The organism is Paraoerskovia marina (assembly GCF_900105445.1).
GTDB classification, from domain to species: Bacteria; Actinomycetota; Actinomycetes; order Actinomycetales; family Cellulomonadaceae; genus Paraoerskovia; species Paraoerskovia marina.
In genome coordinates this window covers 1,794,748-1,815,360 of the sequence record NZ_LT629776.1, presented here as the reverse complement: position 1 = coordinate 1,815,360, position 20,613 = coordinate 1,794,748, and the positions used below count along the sequence as shown (strand labels likewise).

Here is a 20,613-nt window from a genome sequence, read left to right as displayed (position 1 = left end):
CCATCGTACGCGCCGCGATCACCCACCGACCACGCTGACCGACCCGTGGTCGAGCCCGTCCGGGAGCGCGTCGTCGAGGTCGACGGTCACGGGCATCGGTGCATGTCCGGCCAGTCGCAGGAGGCGCACCGACCAGTGGCGCCGGTACTGGCGCGCGTGCGCGACAGCCATGTTGTGGAAGCGCCGCGCGAGCTGTGCGCGGTACCACGCGGCCCCGAGCGCGTGGACCAGCGGCGCGGCGTCTGGGTCCTCGGCGAGCGCCCGGATCTCGTCCGGGTCGCCGAAAGCCGTGCGCAGGATCTCCGACAGCTCGCTCTCCGCCCGGACGCGAGACTCGGCGACCGACCCGTTGAGGCCGGCGCGCACCGAGCGCACGGACTCCTCGTCGAGGTCGGGCAGCGCGAGCGCGAGCTCGTTCCGCGCGTCCTCCGCGTCCTGGGTCACGGCCGAGGCCGCCTCGGCCACGAGCAACGAGCTGGCGGGGTCGAGGACGCCGGAGCCGGCCAGCTCCGTCGCGACGGCTGCACGGCGGACGAGCTGGGCGTCGAGCGCCAGACGGGAGGCGACGACCTTGCGGTGGATCCGGTCCAGCCGCGTCGCGGCGACGACCCCGACCCACGTCAGGACCGCGACCACCGCGATGACGACGATGGCCGTCTCGGCCCCGGTCATGCGTCGTCCTTGATCCGTGCGCGCTGTGTCAGGCGCGAGAGGAGCGTGCGCCGCGAACCGACGTCGCGGCCGGCCTCGCTCGTCGCGAGAACGGTCTCGTAGACGGCGACGATCCGGTCGGTGACGCTCGACCAGTCGAACTGCTGGACGAACTGCGTCGCGCCGGCCCGGCGTTCCTCGGTCTGCTCCGGGTGATCGAGGGCGTCGAGGACCGACGTGGCGAGGGCCTCGCTGTCACCCGTCGCGAACAGGCCGCCCGCCGCACCGTCGTCGAGCACCCGTCGGAACGCTCCGAGGTCGCTCGCGACCACCCCGGCCCCGGCGCTCATCGCCTCGACGAGGACGATGCCGAAGCTCTCACCACCGGTCTGGGGGGCGACGTAGAGGTCGACCGACGCGAGCATGGACCGCTTGTCCTCGTCGCTCAGGCCGCCGAGGAACTCGACGGCGGACGCGTTCTCGCCGAGATCCGCGAGCGCCTGCTGGTGCCCGGCGTCGCCCCGCCCGGCGACCAGGATCCGGGCGCCGGGATACCTGGCGAGGATCGTCGGCACCGCGCCGGTCAGCACAGGCAGCCCCTTGCGGGGTTCGTCCAGGCGACCGAGGAACGCGACGGTCGGACGCTCGGGTGTTCCCTGCCATCGTGCGGCGGGCTTGGCGTCCGCAAACTTCTCGACGTAGACGCCGTTGGGGATGACGACGGCGTCTCCCCCGAGGTGGTCGATCAGCGTGCGGCGGGCGTCTTCGGAGACCGCGATCCGCGCGTCGATCTTCTCCAGGCTCGACCGGGCGAGCGGGTTGGCGAACTGGAGCGCACGCGATCGGACGAGCGACGTGTGGAACGTGCAGACGACGGGGCACGTGGCGGCCCAGAGGGCGAGCATGCTCAGGCTGGGGGTCATCGGCTCGTGCAGGTGCAGGACGTCGAACTGCCCCGCGTCGAGCCATCGGCGGACCTTGGCGTTCGCACGAGGCCCGAAGGTGAGCCGGGCGACGGACCCGTTGAACCGGACGGGGACGGCCTTGCCGGCCGAGGTCACGTAGTCCGGGACGGGGGTGGACTCGTCGGCCGGGGCGAGGACGTCGACCGAGTGTCCCCGCTCCATCAGTTCCTCGGCGAGGTCGCGGATGTGGAACTGGACTCCCCCGGGCGCGTCGAAGGAGTAGGGGCAGACGATGCCGATCCGCAGCGGCCGGGTCATCCTGCGCCTCCTTCGTCGGCGGGTGTCCGACGCCGGATCTCGGCGTCGCGGTCGGCGTCGAGGTCGTCGACGAACACACGCTGCAGCATGTGCCAGTCCTCCGGGTGCTCGCGGATCCCCTCGCCGAGAAGGTCCATCCAGGCCTGGGTGATCGCCTGGATCTTCTCAGCACGGTGCACGTCAGGGATCTCGACGCGCCGGAACTCGATCACCATTCCCCAGGGCGACCGTGCGGCACGGCGTGCCGTCCCGTGGAGCCGTTCGGAGTAGAGCACGGCGACGAACAGGGGTGCCCCGGTGGCGGCCGCGAGCGCCCCGGGCCCCGCCGCGGCACGAGCGCGCTCGCCGAGCAGGCCGACCTCGATGCCGCTGGCGGTCAGGTCACGGTCGGCCAGGAGGGGCAGCACCCGGCCCGGGGCCCCGGCGGCGCGCGTGAGGTCGCGGAACACCCCGACGTCGCCGAGGGCCATGATCTCGATCCCGACGGCGTTGCGGAGCGCGACGAACTCGTCGAAGAGCTCGGGCGGTTCGAGCCGCTCCGCGACGGTCAGCACCGGCGCGAGGTGGCGCGCGGCCCACGCACCCGCGAGGTCCCAGTTGCCCAGGTGTCCGAGCGCCAGGAGAGGTGAGCGTCCGTCGGCGAGCTCGGCGCGCACGGCGTCGGCCCCGCGGGTACGCACCCGGGCGTCGACGACGTCGTCCCCCAGGTGCGCGAGCGTGAGCACCTCGCTGTAGTACCGCATGTAGCTGCGCATGCCGGCGCGCGAGAGCCTGCGGATCTCGTCGACGGACGCCTCGGGACGGGCGCGGCGAAGATTGGCCTCGAGGCGACGGACCCCGGTCGTCCGACGCCACCAGACGTAGTCGGCACCGAGACCGAACGCCCCGCGCAGGACGGGCGCGGGCACCCGGTGGGCATGCTTCCAGGCGAGGAGGAACGCAGAGCGGGCGATACGGATCACCCGGTCCGCGGCGTCGGGTCGGGCTCCGCCGTCGCGAGCTGGCGCCGGACGACCAGGATGCGCTGGACGACCGTGACGGCACTCGCGGCCGCGAGCAGGGTCAGCATGCCCGTCAGGAGCAGCTGGTCGACGCCGATCCCGACGAATCCCGAGGCCACGAGGGCGAGGACGAGGCGGTCCGCGCGAGCGGCAATGCCGACGCTCGCGGTCGCCCCCAGGCTCTCGGCCTTGGCACGCGCGTACGGCACCACCCCGCCGAGCGCCAGGCACGCGAGCGCCGCGCCCATCCCCCAGACGTCGTCCACGGACCAGCACCACAGCAGGAGGCCGGCGAAGACCGCGGCGTCGGCGAGCCGGTCGAGCGTGGAGTCGAGGAACCCGCCCCAGGTGCCCGTCCGTCCGGCCTGGCGCGCCATGTTGCCGTCCAGGACGTCCGAGAAGGCGAAGACCATGACGGCCATCGTCCCCGCGAACAGGTGGCCCGTGGGGAAGAGCCAGAGCGCACTGACCATGACGCCGAGGGTGCCGACGACGGTGACGGCGTCGGGGCTCACGCCCCACCGCAGGAGGAGTGCGCCGAGCGGGGTGAAGATCCGGGTGGTCAGCCCGCGGAGCCTGCCGAACATCAGTCCCCCTCCGGCCAGGCTTCGGCGAACCGTCGCCGGGTGTCGGCCAGGAGCTCGGGCACGGCCTTCGTCTGGCCCACGATCGGCAGGAAGTTCGCGTCGCCGAGCCACCGCGGCACGACGTGCTGGTGCAGGTGCGCGGCGATCCCCGCGCCCGCGACGTCGCCCTGGTTCATCCCGAGGTTGAAGCCCGCGGGCGAGGAGACCGAACGGACCACGGTCATCGCCGTCTGCGTCATCTCCGCCAGCTCCACGGTCTCCGGCGCGGTCAGGTCGGTGTAGTCGGCCACGTGCCGATACGGGCAGACCAGCAGGTGTCCCGAGTTGTAGGGGTACAGGTTCAGGACGACGAAGCAGTGCTCCCCGCGGGCGACCACGAGCGCGTCCTCGTCGTCCCGCTCGGGCGCACGGCAGAACGGGCAGGCGTTCGCCGAGGCGTCCTCGGGCTTGTCCTGCCCCCCGATGTACACCATGCGGTGCGGGGTCCACAGACGCTCGAGGGAGTCGTCGGCCGGCGGGAAGTCACCGGCCGCGTCGACGCGGGGTCCGGGCGCTGCCATCGTCAGACCTGCACGCGGTCGCGCACGGCAGCCACGACCCGTTCGACGGCCTCGTCGACCGGCACGGAGTTCTCCTGCGTACCGTCGCGGAAGCGGAACGAGACCGCGCCGGCCTCGACGTCCTCGCCTCCGGCGATCATCACGAACGGGATCTTCTGCGTGCTCGCGTTGCGGATCTTCTTGCCGAACCGGTCGTCGGACACGTCGACGTCGGCCCGGATGCCCTGCGCGCGCAGCCGGCCGACGATCTCCTCCAGGTAGGCGTTGAAGGGCTCGGCGACCGGAATCGCCAGCACCTGGACGGGGGCGAGCCACGCGGGGAAGGCGCCCGCGTAGTGCTCGAGCAGCACGGCGAAGAAGCGCTCGATCGACCCGAAGAGTGCACGGTGGATCATCACCGGACGCTGACGGGTGCCATCTGCGGCCGTGTACTCGAGCTCGAACTTCTCGGGGAGGTTGAAGTCGAGCTGGATGGTCGACATCTGCCAGGTGCGACCGATCGCGTCGCGTGCCTGGACGGAGATCTTGGGACCGTAGAACGCGGCGCCCTCCGGGTCGGGCACGAGCTCGAGCCCCGAGGCGGTGGCGACCTCCTCGAGGGTGCGGGTCGCCTCCTCCCAGACCTCGTCCGAGCCGACCGACTTCTCCGGGTCCCGCGTGGAGAGCTCGAGGTAGAAGTCGTCGAGCCCGTAGTCCTTGAGCAGGTCCAGCACGAAGGTGAGGGTCGTGGTGAGCTCGTCCTTCATCTGGTCACGGGTGCAGTAGATGTGCGCGTCGTCCTGAGTGAACCCGCGCGCGCGGGTCATGCCGTGCACGACGCCCGACTTCTCGTACCGGTACACCGTCCCGAACTCGAACAGCCGCAGCGGCAGCTCGCGGTAGGAGCGCCCGCGGGAGTCGAAGATCAGGTTGTGCATCGGGCAGTTCATCGGCTTGAGGTAGTAGTCCTGGCCCGGCTTGACGACGGCGCCGTCGTCGTCGAGCACCTCGTCCAGGTGGATCGCCGGGTACATTCCCTCGCGGTACCAGTCGAGGTGGCCGGACGTCTCGAACAGCTGCCCCTTGGTGATGTGCGGGGTGTTGACGAACGAGTAGCCGCCCTCGACGTGCTTGCGCCGGGAGTAGTCCTCCATCTCGTTGCGGATGATGCCGCCCTTGGGGTGGAACACCGCAAGCCCGGAGCCGATCTGGTCCGGGAAGGAGAAGAGGTCGAGCTCGGAGCCGAGACGACGGTGGTCGCGCCGTTCGGCCTCGGCGAGCCGGTCGAGGTAGGCCAGCATCTCGTCCTTGGTCGGCCAGGCGGTGCCGTAGACACGCTGCAGCTGGTCGTTCTTCTCGCTGCCTCGCCAGTAGGCGGCCGCGCTGCGCATGAGCCGGACCCCGTTGCCGATGAGCCTGGTGCTGGGCAGGTGCGGGCCGCGGCAGAGGTCCTTCCAGACCACGGTCTCGCTCTCGCGTCCGGCACCGCGGACGTTGTCGTAGATCGTCAGCTCGCCGGCACCGACCTCGACGGAGGACCCGTCGTCGTCGCTCGCGCCGCCCTTGAGCCCGATGAGCTCGAGCTTGTACGGCTCGTCCGCGAGCTCTGCGCGCGCCTCGTCCTCGGTTACGACACGACGACGGAAGGTCTGACCCTCCTTGATGATGCGCGCCATGGCCTTGTCGAGCTTCTTCAGGTCCTCGGGGGTGAAGGGCGTCTCGACGTCGAAGTCGTAGTAGAAGCCGTCCGTGATCGGCGGGCCGATGCCGAGCTTCGCGTCGGGGTCCACCTGCTGGACCGCCTGGGCGAGCACGTGGGCCGCAGAGTGGCGCAGGACGGAGAGCCCGTCCGGAGAGTCGATCGTGACCGCCTCGACGACGGCACCCTCGGGCAGTGGCTGGTCGAGGTCGCGGAGCTCGCCGTCGACCCGGACCACGACCACCTCGCGCCGTCCGGCGAACAGGTCGGCGCCGGTGGTGCCCGGCGTCATCGTCGTCGCCTCACCGTCGACGGTGACGGATACGGCGGACACATCGGGCTGCGACACGGAAATCTCCTCGAGATCGACAGGGGCGCCACCGACCGGCGGCGCCCCTGATCCTACCGATCCCTGGCGGGTCAGTCGTTGTACTTCTTCGCCTGCTCCTTGATCTGGTCCACCTTGTCGTCGACGTCGTCCGGCGTCCTGTCCTTGATCTGCTCGGCGACCTGGTCGACGCGCTCGTCGGTCATGGCCTCTTTCGCCTTGTTGAAGATGTCGCTCACGGTCAACCTCCTGCGTCCGGGACGGCGAGGCTCGTGCCCCGCTCTGGTCCACGCTAGGCCGGAAACGTCGCCCTCACCCGGCAGGCGTCGGAGATCTGAGCAACGTCCCGTTCGCCCCTGGTGCGCTGCCCTGCCCGACGCCGTAGCGTCGCCCACGACACCGAGGAGGCACTCATGGACCAGCCGGCAGAACGCCAGCAGCGCAATCTTCAGATCGACCTGCCCGTGGAGAACGAGGCGGGAGTCCCCGCCGACTTCGCCCGGTTGTGGCATACCCAGTCGACGTTCGTCATCGACTTCGTCGCGATGAAGTCGCCACCGATCTCGCGGCGCGACCCCGAGACGGACCGCGAGGTGTCGGACCTGCCCGTCAAGGTCGTCTCGCGCATCCGCATCCCTCCGGAGCAGGTCTTCGAGCTGGCGAGCGCCCTGACCAAGCAGCTCGACGCCTGGGAGCGCGAGACGGGGCGTCGCCAGTCGGGCCCGAGCGCCTGACGTCCGGCGGGCCGCACCGGCGCACGCCCGACATTCTGACACCACACCTATTTTCGACAGATCCTCCGCAGCCTGATGCGACGGACGATCTGACAGGCCTTCTCCCGGCAGCACGCCTCGACCACTACATCTAGTATCAGATTCAGATCGACCCACTAGATGATGTGAATCGCGATGCCCCTCGCGCGGCGAGGCTCGCCAAAGCCCGAGGAGAACCGTGACTGTTGTCGAGTCGGATCGTCCGTCGAACCACGGCGCCGTCGAGGGCATCGCGTCGATCGTGACGAAACGGGACGGACGGCGTCTCGCGTTCGATCCGGCTCGACTCGCACGGTCGGTCCGTGCCGCGACGCGGTCCTGCGCCTCCCGCGACGCCGACGTCGCCGATCTGGTCGACGGCGTCGTGACGCAGGTCGGCGCTCACAGGCGGGCGGAGATCTCCGTCGCGGACATCCGCGAGGCCGTGATGCAGGGACTCGCGGCGGCGGGACTCGCCGATGCCGCCGCCGCATACGAACGACGGTGGGTCGAACGTGCCGCGGACCGGGCCGCCTCGACGAGCCTCGACACAGCCCTCGACCAGCTCGACGCCGGACGCTCCACCGTCGTCAACGAGAACGCCAACAAGGACAGCAACGTCTTCAACACGCGCAGAGACCTGACCGCCGGGGCCGTCGGGAAGGTCGTCGGGCTCGGCATGATGCCGCCGCACGTCGCGAACGCCCACCAGAAGGGCGACATCCACTACCACGACCTCGACTACCACCCGTACTCGCCGATGACGAACTGCTGCCTCATCGACTTCACGTCGATGCTCGGCCAGGGCTTCCGGATCGGCAACGCCGAGGTCGAGTCCCCCCGGTCGATCGGCACCGCGACCGCCCAGATCGCCCAGATCATCGCGAACGTCTCCTCGAGCCAGTACGGCGGATGCTCGGTCGACCGGATCGACGAGCTGCTCGCGCCCTACGCCGCGAAGAACCTGGCGAAGCACCGCGCCGAGGCGGAGAGGTGGGTGAGCGAGCCCGAGCGTCGGGAGGAGTACGCGCAGGCCCGGACCCGCAAGGACGTCTACGACGCGATGCAGTCCCTGGAGTACGAGATCAACACGCTGTTCACGTCGAACGGCCAGACACCGTTCACCTCCCTCGGCCTGGGGCTCGGCGCGGGGCCGCTCGAGCGGGAGATCCAGCGGGCGATCCTCCAGGTCCGGATCGACGGGCTCGGGGCCGAGCACCGCACCGCGATCTTCCCCAAGCTGATCTTCTCGCTGCGGCGGGGGCTCAACCTCGAGCCGACCGACCCGAACTACGACATCAAGCAGCTGGCGGTCGAGTGCTCGACCCGGCGGATGTACCCCGACGTGCTCAACTACGACAAGATCGTCGAGATCACGGGGAGCTTCAAGACGCCGATGGGCTGCCGCTCCTTCCTGCCGTCCTGGTCCGACCCCGACGGGAACGAGGTTGTCGACGGACGGATGAACCTGGGCGTCGTCACCCTCAACCTCCCCCGCATCGCTCTCGAGGCCAACGGCGACGTCGAGCGGTTCTGGTCGCTCCTCGACGAGCGGCTCGAGACCGTCCACGACGCCCTGGTCTACCGGATCGCCCGCTGCACCGAGGCGGTTCCCGGGAACGCGCCGATCCTGTACCGGTACGGAGCCTTTGGCCGACGACTCGGCGCTCACGACGCCGTCGACGAGCTGTTCCGGGACGGCCGGGCCACCGTATCGCTCGGGTACATCGGACTGTACGAGGTGGCGACCGCCTTCTTCGGCGGCGCCTGGGAGAGCGACCCCGACGCCAAGGCACTGACGCTTGACGTCGTCCGCCGGCTCGCCGAGGCGGCCGAGGCCTGGACCCGCACCCACGGCTACCGGTTCTCCGTGTACGCCACCCCGAGCGAGAGCCTGACCGACCGCTTCTGCCGCCTCGACACGGCCCGCTTCGGCACCGTCCCCGACATCACCGACAAGGGCTACTACACCAACAGCTTCCACTACGACGTACGCAAGAAACCGACACCGTTCGAGAAGCTGGACTTCGAGCACCCGTACCCGCAGTTCAGCTCGGGCGGCTTCATCCACTACTGCGAGTACCCGGTGCTCGAGCAGAACCCGTCCGCGCTCGAGGCCGTGTGGGACTACGCCTATGACCGCGTCGGGTACCTCGGGACCAACACCCCGATCGACCGCTGCTACGCGTGCGGCTTCTCCGGCGACTTCACCCCCACTGCCCGGGGCTTCGCCTGCCCGGGGTGCGGCAACGACGACCCGCGCACGTGCGACGTCGTCAAGCGCACCTGCGGCTACCTCGGCAACCCCCAGGCCCGCCCCATGGTGCAGGGCCGCCATGCCGAGATCTCGGCGCGGGTCAAGCACCTCGACGCCACGCTGCCCTCCCCCGACGCAGGACCACGAGATGCGTGAGCCCCGGCCCGACTGGGTCTCCGCACGGGTCAGCCACGGGCATGTCGCCGACTACAAGCCGTTCGTCTTCGTCGACGGCGAGGGCGTGCGGTGCAGCCTGTACGTCAGCGGGTGCCTCTTCGCGTGCGACGGCTGCTTCAACGAGGCGGCCTGGAGCTTTCGCTACGGCTCGCCGTACACCAGCGCGCTGGAGGACCGGGTGCTCGACGACCTCGCACACCCGGCGGTCCAGGGGCTGAGTCTTCTCGGCGGTGAGCCGTTCCTCAACACCGAGGTCTGTCTCCGGCTCGCCGGGCGCGTCCGCGAACGCTTCGGGGGCTCCAAGGACATCTGGGCGTGGAGCGGGTACACGTTCGAGCAGCTCCTGGCCGACAGCCCGGACAAGCGAGACCTGCTCCAACACGTCGACGTCCTGGTCGACGGACCGTTCCGACGCGACGAACGCGACCTCTCCCTCGCGTTCCGCGGCAGCCGCAACCAGCGGGTCCTCGACGTGTCGGGATCGCTCGTGGCGGAGTCCCCCCTGCCGTGGACACCCGGCCGGCGATCGGCGGCGCCCGCCGTCTGACGCGTGCACGGCCGCACGCAAACGGCCCCTGGTCCGCGTCTCCGCAGATCTGGGGCCGTTCGTCTCGGGTGGGCGATACTCGGTTCGAACCAGTACCGCACCCCCCATGTGAACTGCAACTATGCACAATCTAAGAGGCCGACGGGGGTGCAGTGGCGGTTTGATCCTCCCGAGGGTCTACACCCATGCACCCATTCTCCCCCTGAGCCGCCAACGCGACTCCAGAAACCGGCGCCCCTGGGGTATGACCTGGACTGACAGTCTGACCCGTCCGCCGAGTCTAGGCAGAAGCCCCGGTGTACGGGTTTGGCAGTCGCTCAGGAGGAGACTTCGAGGCGAATGCTCGGTGTTCAAACCCTCGTCTCGACTTCAACCGCTCGGCTCGCGTCGCTCCGAGCACCACAGACCGCCTTGCCGCACCGATCCGTCGTGCTGCCTCGTCACGCTCGATGCCCCAAGCACGAGCCTCCGTGCGCACGTCGTGGTGATGGCCACACACGACGTCGCACTTGCTGACTTCCAGGATGTACCGCCACGAGGGCCACGGCTGCAGGGCATGCGCGGGCCACTGTTGCGACCCGTCACAGTCCATGCATCCCTGAGCGGACTTGTAGGCATCATGGAACGCTTCGTTCGCCGCCTGGTTGGCGACGCCCTCGGTCGCACCGTCTGCACGTAAGTGCTTCCAGGTCCGCGAGCACGCCCCTAACGCCTTCAGGGCCCGTTCTTGGCGTCGCAGCAACTGCAATCGATTGTACCATTGAGTTCTTTTCGGTCGCATGTGGTTTCGGTTTGGCAACCACTGCCATGGGAGCGGGCGGGACTCTCCTTAAAGCAGGCAAGCCATTGGCTGTCAGGTTTGGACCCTACCTGGTAGAGGCGGCGAGGCCGGCGTTTCGAAATTTTGGCGCGTTTGAAGAGGTGCGACACGGGTTAGATAGTGTGGGGTCGGTATGGTCAGCGGGAATCGGGTCGACACCATTTGGAGGGTATGTTCGTGATCAAACAAGACAGCGGGAGTAGCGCCCCGGGGGCTGAATGGACCCCAGGGCGCAGGGTGGACCAGATGGTCCCCGGGCCTACGGAAATCCGGTACATGGCGTGGACTGCTATAGCGTTGTTGATTGGTGGCGCGATGATGATTGGCGGATTTCTCACCGCTTTACTGAACCCATCTTTGGAGGGTGTCGGGAAGGTGGTCACGTTTTCCGGTTGCGGTTTCATGTTGCTTGGTGCATTATTTTCAGCGCTCTCAATGCTAAAAGGTCGCAAAGAGAAGCGGCTGGGGTATTCGACTGCTCACAATGAACTGGGGCGGACGTACATTGGTAAGGGTAACTACGTCGTAGCAGATGAGCATAAACCCGAGATTTCGATCCAAGAAATAATTCGCCGAAACCGTCTTAACCGGGAGTCAGAGGTGGAGGTGGGCGGGGCCAGTGGTGGTAGGAACGGTCTCGTCCAGCAGTAGTTTCTTGAGCACTTCGCGTGGATGAGAATGCGGAGGACCTCATCGTGTCGCTCGTCAAGCTTCTCGGCGATGGCGCCGAGGTAGGGTTACGGGCCCTGACACGCAGAAACCCCGCCTGACCTGGAATGTTGCTGGTCAGACGGGGTTCCGCATCGGTGGGCGATACTGGGTTCGAACCAGTGACCTCTTCGGTGTGAACGAAGCGCGCTACCACTGCGCCAATCGCCCGTCGCAGGGCAGGCCCTGCGTGCTGGACGATAGTAGCCGGTTCGGACCCCTCAGTTCCAATCGGACGCCTACGGGTCGACCTGGGCCGCGCGACGTCGGGCGAAGAGCTGTTCGGCGGCGAGCGAGACGGGCCCGGCCTCCAGGTCGACGCCGTCGAGCGAGGTGACGGCCTGCGCGTCCCGGACGCTGTTGGTGATCAACAGCTGCGCCCGGCCGTCGAGCACGTCGTCGAGCACCTCGAAGCCCAGCTCGCCCGCCTCCGCCTCGCGCACCGCGAGGCCGTCGTCGGCGGCCCACTCGAGCAGGAGCTCGCGGGTGATCCCGGCGAGACATCCGGACGAGAGGGGTGGTGTGAGCAGCTCTCCCCCGCGCTCGACGAAAACGTTCGACCCCGTCCCCTCGCACAGTTCGCCGTGCGTGTTGGCCAGGACCGCCTCGTCGCCGCCACGCTCGGACGCGTAACGCAGCGCGACGACGTTCTCGGCGTAGGACGTCGTCTTCAGCCCCGCCACCGCGGACCGTTCGTTGCGCACCCACGGGGCACGGACCACCCGCGCGGGTCGTGACGCGCCGGCCTCCGAGGCGGCGACCACGATCGTCTGTTCGCCCGGCGTGCGCTGAGACCCGAGGGGCCCGAGCCCTGCGGTGACCGTGATGCGCAGCCGGCCGGCGTCGGGCGCCGCCGCGAGCACCTCACGGACAGCACACCGGATCGTGCCGTCGTCCGGGGCGTCGAGCCCCAGCCCTTCTGCAGACCGGCGCAACCGCGCCAGGTGTCGCGTCAGCGCGAACGGCGCCCCGTCGTCGACGCGGCACGTCTCGAAGACGCCGTCGCCCACCGTCACACCGTGGTCGACGGCGCTCACCGACGGCTGCGTCGCGTCGACCAGCACGCCGCCCACCCAGATCACCGGAGTCATGGGTCACATTCTGCACCAGAGGCGAGCGCGACGAGCCGACGCGCCTTGAGCTCGGTCTCCTCCCACTCGGCACGCGGGTCGCTGCCCCAGGTGATGCCCGCACCCGTGCCGAACCGCAGGACACCGTCGGACCACCAGAACGTCCTGATCCCGACGGCGAGCTCGGCCGCCCCCTGGTCCGCGTCCACCCATCCGACGGCGCCGCAGTAGGGCCCCCGAGGTTCCGTCTCCAGCTCGTCGACGATGCCGAGCGCCGCGCGCTTCGGGGCGCCCGAGACCGAGGCAGGGGGCATCGTCGCCGCCAGCACGTCCGACCACGGTGACGCCGAAGGCCGCAACGCGCCGCTGACCGTCGAGACGAGGTGCACCAGGCCCGGGTGCTGCTCGACCGCGAGGAGCCGGTCGACGCCGACGGTCCCCGGCTCGCAGATGCGCTGCAGGTCGTTGCGCACCAGGTCCGTGATCATCACGTTCTCCGCACGGTCCTTCGCCGACAGCCCCGCCGCCGTCGTCGCCGTCCCCTTGATGGGACCGGAGGTCACGATCCCCTGATCCAGTCGGAGGAAGAGCTCGGGCGAGGCGGAGACGACCCAGACGGGGTCGACGCCGGAGCCGGCGGGGACGTGGATCGCCCCGGCGTAGGGTGCCGGGTTTCCCTGCGCCAGCCGGTGCGCCAGGGCCGCGGCGCTCGGCTCCGAACCCTCGGGCGACAGCTCGGCCGAGAGCACCCGGCACACGTTGACCTGATAGACGTCGCCGGATCGGACCCTGGCACGCACCGTGGAGACGGCCGCCTCGTACTCTTGCTGGTCCGACGACGACCGCCACCGGTCCGGACGAGGACCCCGCCACGCACGCGGGGCCGGCGGCGGCCCGGACTCCGCGAACCGCCAGGCGCGAGCCCGTCCGCCGCGCTCGGCACCCTCGAAGTCCGCGACCACGAACCAGAGGCCGCCACGCTCCAGAGCGCCCGGGTCCGCGTGCAGGTCGACGCACTCCACGACGCCGCGCCCCGACCGTGACCCGAACGCGGCCCAGCCCGATCCGACGTCCGAACCCGCTCCGGGCGGGGAACTCTGGCTGCTCAGCACACCCAGAACGCTACCGAGGCCGACACCGGGGGTGTACGAATCGGCGGAATCTCGCGGAAGAGCCGATCCCGACGGCCCCGGTTTGTACTTCTCGCCCCGGGTCTATTAGAGTTCTGATCGCGCCGGAAAGCCCGGGGGAAACCCCGAGCGGCCCGATCGTGCGGATGTGGCTCAGTGGTAGAGCATCACCTTGCCAAGGTGAGGGTCGCGGGTTCGAATCCCGTCATCCGCTCGGAGAACGCTCTCCGATCACGTGTTGATCAACGAGGCAGACTCTCTCAGGGTGGAGTGGCCGAGAGGCGAGGCAGCGGCCTGCAAAGCCGTATACGTGGGTTCGAATCCCATCTCCACCTCTCAGCAGTACATCTCTGGGCGATTGGCGCAGCGGTAGCGCGCTTCCCTGACACGGAAGAGGTCACTGGTTCGATCCCAGTATCGCCCACCAGCAGGATGAAGGCCCCGACCACGGTCGGGGCCTTCGCTGTTTGCCAGACTCAGGCAGAGTAGGTCTCGTGGACTCCGCGCTCAGCTCCGACGCCGCACGGCTTCGCGGTGTGCCGTCGGTGATCCACGCCGACGCGGACTCCTTCTTCGCCGCCGTCGAGCAGCGCGACAAGCCGTCCCTGCGCGGCAAGCCCGTCCTGGTCGGAGGCAACGGCCCGAGGGGCGTCGTCGCCACCGCGTCGTACGAGGCCCGCCGCACCGGAGCGCACTCGGCGATGCCGATGAGCCGGGCACGCCGCCTCTCCCCCGCCGCAGCGGTCCTGTTCCCCCGGTTCGAGGCCTACTCCGCGTATTCACGCGTGATCATGAGCGAGCTGGCCCGGCTCTCCCCGCTCGTCGAGCCTCTCAGCATCGACGAGGCCTTCGTCGATCTCGCAGCCGGCCCCTGGGAGAGCCGGGTCGCGGAGGCGGCGCAGGCGGTCCGTGCACGGATCCGCGAGCGCACCGGCCTGGCGGTGTCCATCGGGGCGGGGCGGACCAAACTCGTCGCGAAGATCGCCTCCGACGTCGCGAAGCCGGACGGACTCCTCGTGGTCGACCCGTCGGACGAGGACGCGTTCCTGCTGCCGCTCTCGGTCCGCGCGATCCCCGGCGTCGGCCCCGCGACCGCGGCCGCGCTCGAGCGCCTCGACGTACGCCTGGTGACGGATCTGCGCCACCAGCGTCTCGACGTCCTCACCGAGACCGTCGGCGAGGCGCACGGGTCCTCGTTGTACCGACTCGCGCACGGCATCGACCTGCGTCCGGTCGCACCCTCCGGCGAGCGCAAGTCCGTCGGGGCCGAACGGACCTATCCCACGGACATCTTCGGCGGCGAGACGATCGCCCGCGCGGTCGACGCCGTCACGGACGAGGCCCTGCGCCGCCTGGCGACCCACGGCGGAGGCGCGCGCACCGTCGTCGCCAAGGTCAGGTTCGCCGACTTCACGACCGTGACGCGCTCCGCGACGCTGTCGCAGCCGAGCGCCGACCCGGCGACCCTGCGTGCGGCGGCGCACGAGGCCGTCCGCGGCGTCGGCGCCCGGGACGCCGTCCGACTTCTGGGGGTCTCGTTCCACAACCTCTCGCCCCACGCCCAGCTGACCCTCGGGTGGGAGGAGGACGCGGACACCGCGGACCTCGACCGTGCCGTCCTCGACGCACGAGAGCCGGAGGCAGGGCCTGTCGTCGGGTCGAGCCGCCGCACCATCCGTGGCCCGCTCACCGCGGCGAACGCCCGGCCGGGACTCGACATCGAGCACCCGGAGCACGGGCGCGGCTGGGTGGTCCACGTCCGCGGAGACGAGGCCACCGTCCGGTTCGAGACCCACGAGACGCCCCCCGCCCGATCCCGGGTGATCGACCTGACGACCCATCCGGTCACGGTGGTGCCTCCGCTCGCCGTCGTCCGGTTCGCGGACACGGTCGACGGACCCGACCCTTCGTCCTAACTACCGCGGTCTCCGGACGCGTCGACTCGGAACACCGTCGGCCGGGTCCTGCGGCCACGAGTGCTTCGGATAGCGCCCACGGAGCTCGGCGCGCACCTGGGGGTAGGCGTTGGCCCAGAACGACCCGAGGTCGGCCGTCACCGCCGCGGGGCGTCCTGCCGGCGAGAGCAGATGGACCAGCACCGGCACGCGGCCGTCGGCGAGGCGAGGCGTCACCTGCCAGCCGAACGCCTCCTGCAGGCGCACCGCCAGGACGGGCTGGTCACCGCTGTAGTCGACCCGCACGCGCGACCCGCTCGGCACCTCCAGGCGCTCCGGCGCGAGCTCGTCGAGGCGGGAGGCCTGCGGCCACGGCAGGAGACGCCGAACCGCCTGCGCGGTGTCGATCCGGTCGACCCGTCCCCGCGACCCGTCGAGGTCGGCTCCGAGCCACCGGTCGACCTGCGCGATCAGCGCCTCGTCGGAGACGTCGGGCCACGGCTCACCGAGGGCACCGTGCAGGAAGGCGAGCCGGTGGCGCAGCGCCGTGGCGGCGTCGCTCCACCGGAGGATGTCGAGCCCGTCCCGACGCAGGCCCTCGGCGACGGCGTCGCGCACCCGCTCGGGAGACGGACAGCTCACGACGCTCGCCCCGAGCGGGATCGCACCGAGCCTCGTCACGCGACGCGCCTCGACCCGGCCGTTCGCCCAGTTCACCTCGTCGTCCTCGTGCAGGAGTCCCTGGGAGGCCTCGAGGGCCGTCTCCTCGTCGATCGGTGCGGCCGACCTGATCATCGCGTCGGTCCGACCGGGTGAGCGCTCGACGTCGGCGATCGCCAACCACGGCGCGCCCGTCAACGGCGAGCCGGGAGGGAGCACCGCTCCGGTGCCGGACGCCATGAGGTACGAGTCGCCTCGATCCCGCCGACGGGCCACGCGCCGGGGGTGGGCGAGCGCCGCGACGACACCGACCGCAAGGTCGTCGGACATCGACGACCTCGGGCGAGGATCCCGCGGTGCGGCTGCCCCGCCAGACCCAGGGCCGGGAACCGCACGGGCTAGACGACGCGACTGCTGCTCCCAGGCCCTCGACCCCGTCCCACCCCGACGCAGCCGCCGCAACGCCGCAGGCAGGTCGCCGTCGTTCACGCGGACGTCCTCCGAGAGGGCGGCGACGACGTCCGCCGCGCGCGCGACACCCACCACGTCGGCACCCGTGAGCAGCGCCCGCCCGAGGCGTGGGTCGAGCGGCAGGTCTGCGACCTGCCCGCCGAGCACGGTCGTCCGGTCGGCGTCGTCCAGCAGTGCAAGCTCGCGCAGGGTGGTCAGCGCGGACTCCAGCGCCGCGTCGGGCATCGGGTCGAGCAGCGCGAGTCCGTCGCCGCGCGGAGTCCCCCATCGCGCCAGCGTCAGGACGAAGCCGGTCAGGTCGGCGGTGCGGATCTCAGGCTCGGGGTGCTCCGCGCGCATCGCGTCGTCCGTGGACGACCAGCAGCGATAGACCGTCCCCGGCCCCTCCCGACCGGCGCGGCCCGCTCGCTGGATGCCGGACGCCTTGCTCGCCGAGACCGTCACGAGCCCCGCGAGCCCCCGGCGGTGATCCGTGCGCGGCTCGCGCGAGAGTCCCCCGTCGACCACCACACGGACGCCCGGCACCGTGAGCGAGCTCTCCGCCACGGCCGTCGAGACCACTACGCGGCGGCGTGCGCCGGGCGTCAGGGCCCGGTCCTGGTCCCCCGGCGGGAGGCGCCCGTGCAGGGCGAGCACGTCGAGACCGAGCCCGCCCAGGCCCCGCAGCACCCGGTCGACCTCCCGGGCGCCCGGCATGAACACCAGGACGTCACCCGTGGTCTCGTCGACGGCGCGACGGACGACGTCGGCGACGTGGTCGCAGAAGGCCGGGGCCACCCCACGGGCGTCCGTCGCCGGCGTGCGCGGCGGACACCAGACGGTGTCGACGGGATGGACGGTGCCCTCGACGTCGACCACAGAGGTCCCCGGCCCGAGGGCGGCGGCGGTGCGTCCCGCCTCGACGGTCGCCGACATCGCGACGAGACCGAGGTCGGCCCGGAGGTTCTCCCTGACGTCGGAGAGCAGTGCGAGTGCCAGATCGCCGTCGAGATGCCGCTCGTGCACCTCGTCGAGGACGACCGTGTGGATGCCCGGCAGCTCAGGATCGCGTGCCAGGCGGCGCAGCAGCACCCCGGTCGTGACGAACTCCACCCGCGACGCGCGCGAGGTGCTCGACTCGCCGCGAACGGTGTGCCCGACGGTCCGGCCGAGCGGCTCGCCGAGCAACGAGGCGAGGCGGCGGGCGGCGGCACGAGCGGCGATGCGTCGGGGCTGGGTCACGAGCACGCGCCCCGGGTACCGTGCCGCCAGTGCGGGCGGGATCAACGTCGTCTTCCCGGTGCCCGGTGGAGCCTGGACCACCACCGACCCCGTCTCGGCGCGTCGCCCGACCACCCGGTCGAGAGCCGCGGCGACAGGGAGAGGCGGCGGATCTGCGAGAAGAGCGTCGATCGGGTCCACACTGCGAGTGTGCCCGACGAGGCGGCCGTTCCGTGCACGGACCGCATAGGGTTCTGTCTCGTGGAGAACTCCGAACCAGCCGACGAGATGCCCGGCCCGAGCGCGGTGAGCGCCGCGATGCGCCACGCGAAGGCCGCCGCACGCTCCTCCCACGTCACGGTGGGTCAGGCCACCCCCGACCGGACGGGCCACGTCGAGATCGAGTGCTCGTGCGGCATGGTGCTCACGAACGGGCCGGACTGGTCGGTCGACGAGCACATCCGCCTGCACCGGGCAGAGGCCCGCTATCTGGCCCTCAGCGCCGTGGCACCCGCAGGGATGCCCCGCCTGATCGACGTCGACGCGACCAGGCTGCCGCGCCTCGGCTGACGGCCGGCGAGGCCGGTCGGCGTCCTACAGCTCGTCGGGGTCGTCCCACGAGACGGCGGGCCATCCGCGCGCCGGCTGGGTCCGGCTCGCGCCGCCCAGGGACTGGGGTGCGCGCGAGGGGTCGCCCCCCTCGAGGACGGCGCTCGGCTCGGTGTGACGGGAGCGCCGGTACGGCGACAGACGTGCCTGGGCGACGTCCGAGGTGTTCGGGTCGTCGCGACGGAAGGATGAACCTGGGTGCGAGCTCATAGCTCCTGCCTATCAGGTCGACCGCCCGATCGCATCGTGTCGCACGCGACGTGTCCGAGTTCTTCACACGGCGACCGCAACGCCAATGCGCACGAATCTGCGCGATCCGGGCAGAGGTGGCACGATCTGGAGATGAGCAACCCGCGCACGAGCCACTTCTCCGTCCCGCCGACCGAGGCGTTGCGGGTAGACGCCGGTTTCGACCTTTCCACCCTCGATCCCGGTGCCACGCCAGGGTGGGATCACGGGCGCAAGGCCGCCGAGAAGTCGATGGCACGCCGCGGGAGAGACCTGTCCGACCTGCAGGAGAGGCTCTTCGCCCACGGGCGCACGGGCGGCGAGAGGTCGGTCCTGCTGGTGCTCCAGGGGATGGACACCGCCGGCAAGGGCGGCATCGTCCGCCACGTGATCGGCATGGTCGACCCCCAGGGCGTCGACCACGCGGCCTTCGCGGCACCGACCGCCGAGGAGCTGGCCCACGACTTCCTGTGGCGGATCCGACGTCGCACACCCCGTCCCGGGATGCTCGGGGTCTTCGACAGGTCCCACTACGAGGACGTCCTGATCGCGCGCGTCGACGACCTGGTGCCCCGCGCCACCTGGGAGGCTCGCTACGACCAGATCAACGAGTTCGAGGCCGAGCTCGCGGCGTCGGGCACGACGATCGTCAAGGTGGCGATGTTCGTCTCGCTGGACGAGCAGAAGGAGCGGCTGCGCAAGCGGCTCGAGCGGCCCGACAAGCACTGGAAGTACGACCCGAGCGACCTGGCCGGCCGGGCTCAGTGGCCCGCGTACCAGGAGGCGTACCAGGCTGTGCTCGACCGGACGAGCACCCCGGCGGCGCCGTGGTACGTCGTCCCCGCCGACCACAAGTGGTACTCACGCCTCGTGGTCACCGAGCTCGTCCTCGACGCGTTCCGCTCTCTCGACCTGGACTGGCCCACGGCCTCGTACGACGTCGCGGAACAGCTCGCCCTGCTGGAACGCTCGTAGTCAGCGCGGTACGGACCCGCCGCCCTCGGCGACGCCCCGGCCGTCCTCCGCCAGCGACCCGAGCCGCGACAGCGCGCGGTAGTACTTCTTGCGGTATCCGCCGCGCAGCATCGCGTCCGTGAAGAGGCCGTGCTCGCCGGCGCCGCCGAGCAGGACCGGCACGTCCCGGTCGTAGAGCCGGTCGACCAGCACGACGAGCCGGAGCGCGGCCGCCTGCTCGGTGACCGGGCCGACGTCGGTGAGCCCGACCACGCTGACGCCGTCGAGCATCGCACCGTACCGGCTGGGGTGCACCTCGCGCAGGTGGTCGACGAGCGCCGAGAAGTCGTCGAGCGTCGCACCGGCCGTCTCCTCGACGACCGCGCGGATCGTCCCCGCGTCCAGCGGCTCGGCGTCCGTCACGACGGAACGGTGACGGTAGTCCTCGCCGTCGACGCGCATGACCTCGAACCGTTCGGCCATCGCCTGGATCTCCCGCAGGAAGTCCTCGGCGGCGAAGCGCCCCTCCCCGAGCGCGTCGGGCAGGGTGTTCGACGTCGCGGCGAGGGCGACGCCCCGGTCCCCGAGCTCGCGCAGCAGTCGGGACATCAGCACCGTGTCGCCGGGGTCGTCGAGCTCGAACTCGTCGATGCAGACGAGCCGCTTCTCCGCGAGCGCCTCGACCGTCGGGAGGAACCCCAGCGCCCCGACGAGGTTGGTGTACTCCACGAACGTCCCGTAGGCCGCGCGCTCCACCCCGACGGCGTGCGCCAGGGAGGTGAGCAGGTGGGTCTTGCCGACACCGAACCCTCCGTCCAGGTAGACGGCGGGCGCCGGGCGGCGCCGGCGGAAGAGCCCGCCGCCGCGCGGACGGCGAAGCTCGGCGGCGACCTCCTCCAGCCGCTCGACGGCGGCCCTCTGGCTCGGGTATGCCTCGTCGGCACGGTAGGTGGCGAACCGCGCATCCTGGAAGTGGCGCGGGGGTACGAGGTCGGCGAGCAGACGTCGGGCGTCGGCCGCCGGTCGTACGGCGGTCAGGGACCGCGGTGCCGTGGTGCCGGTCGCGGTCGGCTCGGAGGTGGGGTCGGCGCTTGTCACGACGCACGA

The 20,613-nt window shown here is 70.7% G+C and carries 19 protein-coding genes and 4 tRNA genes; 10 read left to right on the top strand and 13 right to left on the bottom strand.

From position 1 onward, the window contains the following. Positions 1 to 18: 18 nt before the first annotated feature. From BLU20_RS08090 to BLU20_RS13760, 7 genes are all read right to left on the bottom strand, one after another. Complete coding sequence (locus BLU20_RS08090; protein ID WP_083372198.1) at positions 19 to 672, bottom strand: hypothetical protein; 654 nt, start codon at positions 670 to 672, stop codon at positions 19 to 21. Further along, positions 669 to 1,862 carry a glycosyltransferase family 4 protein gene (locus BLU20_RS08085; protein WP_083372984.1) on the bottom strand — a complete coding sequence of 398 codons (1,194 nt, stop codon included), beginning with the start codon at positions 1,860 to 1,862 and terminating at the stop codon, positions 669 to 671. The genes BLU20_RS08090 and BLU20_RS08085 overlap by 4 nt, the downstream gene beginning before the upstream one ends. An 8-nt stretch (positions 1,863 to 1,870) precedes the next feature. Continuing rightward, positions 1,871 to 2,836 carry a phosphatidylinositol mannoside acyltransferase gene (locus BLU20_RS08080; protein ID WP_157270398.1) on the bottom strand — a complete coding sequence of 322 codons (966 nt, stop codon included), beginning with the start codon at positions 2,834 to 2,836 and terminating at the stop codon, positions 1,871 to 1,873. Then, entirely contained in the window at positions 2,833 to 3,462 is a 630-nt protein-coding gene (gene pgsA, locus BLU20_RS08075; RefSeq protein ID WP_029253498.1) for a phosphatidylinositol phosphate synthase, read from the bottom strand. Before pgsA ends, BLU20_RS08080 begins: the two co-directional genes overlap by 4 nt. Further along, the gene (locus tag BLU20_RS08070; RefSeq protein ID WP_029253499.1) at positions 3,462 to 4,022 is read right to left on the bottom strand and encodes an HIT family protein; all 561 of its coding nucleotides are present in this window, start codon (positions 4,020 to 4,022) and stop codon (positions 3,462 to 3,464) included. Before BLU20_RS08070 ends, pgsA begins: the two co-directional genes overlap by 1 nt. Positions 4,023 to 4,024: 2 nt before the next feature. Beyond that, on the bottom strand, positions 4,025 to 5,992 hold the full coding sequence (gene thrS / locus BLU20_RS08065; protein WP_231959363.1) for a threonine--tRNA ligase: 1,968 nt from the start codon (positions 5,990 to 5,992) through the stop codon (positions 4,025 to 4,027). Between the two features lie 128 nt (positions 5,993 to 6,120). Beyond that, positions 6,121 to 6,267: a hypothetical protein gene (locus BLU20_RS13760; RefSeq protein ID WP_155990709.1), complete on the bottom strand. Its 147-nt coding sequence runs from the start codon at positions 6,265 to 6,267 to the stop codon at positions 6,121 to 6,123. Between the two features lie 174 nt (positions 6,268 to 6,441). Between BLU20_RS13760 and BLU20_RS08060 the strand changes: the two genes are divergently transcribed. From BLU20_RS08060 to BLU20_RS13755, 4 genes are all read left to right on the top strand, one after another. Beyond that, positions 6,442 to 6,762: a DUF3467 domain-containing protein gene (locus BLU20_RS08060; RefSeq protein ID WP_052367103.1), complete on the top strand. Its 321-nt coding sequence runs from the start codon at positions 6,442 to 6,444 to the stop codon at positions 6,760 to 6,762. A gap of 217 nt (positions 6,763 to 6,979) precedes the next feature. Then, positions 6,980 to 9,193 (top strand): anaerobic ribonucleoside-triphosphate reductase, encoded by a 2,214-nt coding sequence (gene nrdD / locus BLU20_RS08055; protein WP_083372196.1) that lies wholly within the window; start codon positions 6,980 to 6,982, stop codon positions 9,191 to 9,193. Beyond that, entirely contained in the window at positions 9,186 to 9,761 is a 576-nt protein-coding gene (gene nrdG / locus BLU20_RS08050; RefSeq protein ID WP_083372195.1) for an anaerobic ribonucleoside-triphosphate reductase activating protein, read from the top strand. The genes nrdD and nrdG overlap by 8 nt, the downstream gene beginning before the upstream one ends. Before the next feature lie 1,066 nt (positions 9,762 to 10,827). Continuing rightward, entirely contained in the window at positions 10,828 to 11,232 is a 405-nt protein-coding gene (locus BLU20_RS13755) for a hypothetical protein (RefSeq protein WP_157270396.1), read from the top strand. A 156-nt stretch (positions 11,233 to 11,388) separates the two neighbouring features. Here BLU20_RS13755 and BLU20_RS08045 read toward each other — a convergent pair. The 3 genes from BLU20_RS08045 to BLU20_RS08035 form a co-directional block, all read right to left on the bottom strand. After that, a tRNA-Val gene (locus BLU20_RS08045) sits at positions 11,389 to 11,460 on the bottom strand. A 68-nt stretch (positions 11,461 to 11,528) separates the two neighbouring features. Further along, positions 11,529 to 12,380 (bottom strand): aminotransferase class IV, encoded by an 852-nt coding sequence (locus BLU20_RS08040; RefSeq protein ID WP_083372194.1) that lies wholly within the window; start codon positions 12,378 to 12,380, stop codon positions 11,529 to 11,531. Beyond that, a complete protein-coding gene (locus BLU20_RS08035) occupies positions 12,377 to 13,471 on the bottom strand; it encodes a chorismate-binding protein (protein ID WP_231959155.1) in 1,095 nt (364 codons plus the stop codon). The genes BLU20_RS08040 and BLU20_RS08035 overlap by 4 nt, the downstream gene beginning before the upstream one ends. A 160-nt stretch (positions 13,472 to 13,631) precedes the next feature. Between BLU20_RS08035 and BLU20_RS08030 the strand changes: the two genes are divergently transcribed. The 4 genes from BLU20_RS08030 (at position 13,632) to BLU20_RS08015 (ending at position 15,405) form a co-directional block, all read left to right on the top strand. Next, a tRNA-Gly gene (locus tag BLU20_RS08030) sits at positions 13,632 to 13,703 on the top strand. A 50-nt stretch (positions 13,704 to 13,753) separates the two neighbouring features. Continuing rightward, positions 13,754 to 13,824 (top strand) — tRNA-Cys (locus BLU20_RS08025). A gap of 17 nt (positions 13,825 to 13,841) precedes the next feature. Further along, a tRNA-Val gene (locus tag BLU20_RS08020) sits at positions 13,842 to 13,916 on the top strand. Between the two features lie 67 nt (positions 13,917 to 13,983). Next, positions 13,984 to 15,405: a DNA polymerase IV gene (locus tag BLU20_RS08015; protein WP_172829049.1), complete on the top strand. Its 1,422-nt coding sequence runs from the start codon at positions 13,984 to 13,986 to the stop codon at positions 15,403 to 15,405. Here the strand turns inward: BLU20_RS08015 and hrpB are convergent, their stop codons facing one another. Next, complete coding sequence (hrpB, locus tag BLU20_RS08010) at positions 15,406 to 17,916, bottom strand: ATP-dependent helicase HrpB (protein WP_172829048.1); 2,511 nt, start codon at positions 17,914 to 17,916, stop codon at positions 15,406 to 15,408. A 60-nt stretch (positions 17,917 to 17,976) separates the two neighbouring features. Here hrpB and BLU20_RS08005 point away from each other — a divergent pair, with 60 nt between their 5' ends. After that, positions 17,977 to 18,285: a hypothetical protein gene (locus tag BLU20_RS08005; RefSeq protein WP_331713048.1), complete on the top strand. Its 309-nt coding sequence runs from the start codon at positions 17,977 to 17,979 to the stop codon at positions 18,283 to 18,285. A gap of 24 nt (positions 18,286 to 18,309) precedes the next feature. Here BLU20_RS08005 and BLU20_RS08000 read toward each other — a convergent pair whose 3' ends face one another. Continuing rightward, on the bottom strand, positions 18,310 to 18,534 hold the full coding sequence (locus BLU20_RS08000) for a hypothetical protein (RefSeq protein WP_029253524.1): 225 nt from the start codon (positions 18,532 to 18,534) through the stop codon (positions 18,310 to 18,312). A gap of 132 nt (positions 18,535 to 18,666) precedes the next feature. Here BLU20_RS08000 and BLU20_RS07995 point away from each other — a divergent pair, with 132 nt between their 5' ends. Beyond that, complete coding sequence (locus BLU20_RS07995; protein WP_083372192.1) at positions 18,667 to 19,527, top strand: polyphosphate kinase 2 family protein; 861 nt, start codon at positions 18,667 to 18,669, stop codon at positions 19,525 to 19,527. Here BLU20_RS07995 and zapE read toward each other — a convergent pair whose 3' ends face one another. After that, positions 19,528 to 20,604, bottom strand: a complete 1,077-nt coding sequence (gene zapE / locus BLU20_RS07990) for a cell division protein ZapE (RefSeq protein WP_083372191.1) — start codon at positions 20,602 to 20,604, stop codon at positions 19,528 to 19,530. Positions 20,605 to 20,613: the final 9 nt, after the last annotated feature.

Excerpts from the sequence above, each read along its gene's own strand:
- BLU20_RS08090 (WP_083372198.1), bottom strand. The coding sequence starts at position 672 with ATGACCGGGGCCGAGACGGCCATCGTCGTCATCGCGGTGGTCGCGGTC.
- pgsA (WP_029253498.1), bottom strand. The coding sequence starts at position 3,462 with ATGTTCGGCAGGCTCCGCGGGCTGACCACCCGGATCTTCACCCCGCTC.
- BLU20_RS08070 (WP_029253499.1), bottom strand. The coding sequence starts at position 4,022 with ATGGCAGCGCCCGGACCCCGCGTCGACGCGGCCGGTGACTTCCCGCCG.
- thrS (WP_231959363.1), bottom strand. The coding sequence starts at position 5,992 with ATGACGCCGGGCACCACCGGCGCCGACCTGTTCGCCGGACGGCGCGAG.
- BLU20_RS08060 (WP_052367103.1), top strand. The coding sequence starts at position 6,442 with ATGGACCAGCCGGCAGAACGCCAGCAGCGCAATCTTCAGATCGACCTG.
- nrdG (WP_083372195.1), top strand. The coding sequence starts at position 9,186 with ATGCGTGAGCCCCGGCCCGACTGGGTCTCCGCACGGGTCAGCCACGGG.
- BLU20_RS13755 (WP_157270396.1), top strand. The coding sequence starts at position 10,828 with ATGGTCCCCGGGCCTACGGAAATCCGGTACATGGCGTGGACTGCTATA.
- BLU20_RS08040 (WP_083372194.1), bottom strand. The coding sequence starts at position 12,380 with ATGACTCCGGTGATCTGGGTGGGCGGCGTGCTGGTCGACGCGACGCAG.
- BLU20_RS08000 (WP_029253524.1), bottom strand. The coding sequence starts at position 18,534 with ATGAGCTCGCACCCAGGTTCATCCTTCCGTCGCGACGACCCGAACACC.
- BLU20_RS07995 (WP_083372192.1), top strand. The coding sequence starts at position 18,667 with ATGAGCAACCCGCGCACGAGCCACTTCTCCGTCCCGCCGACCGAGGCG.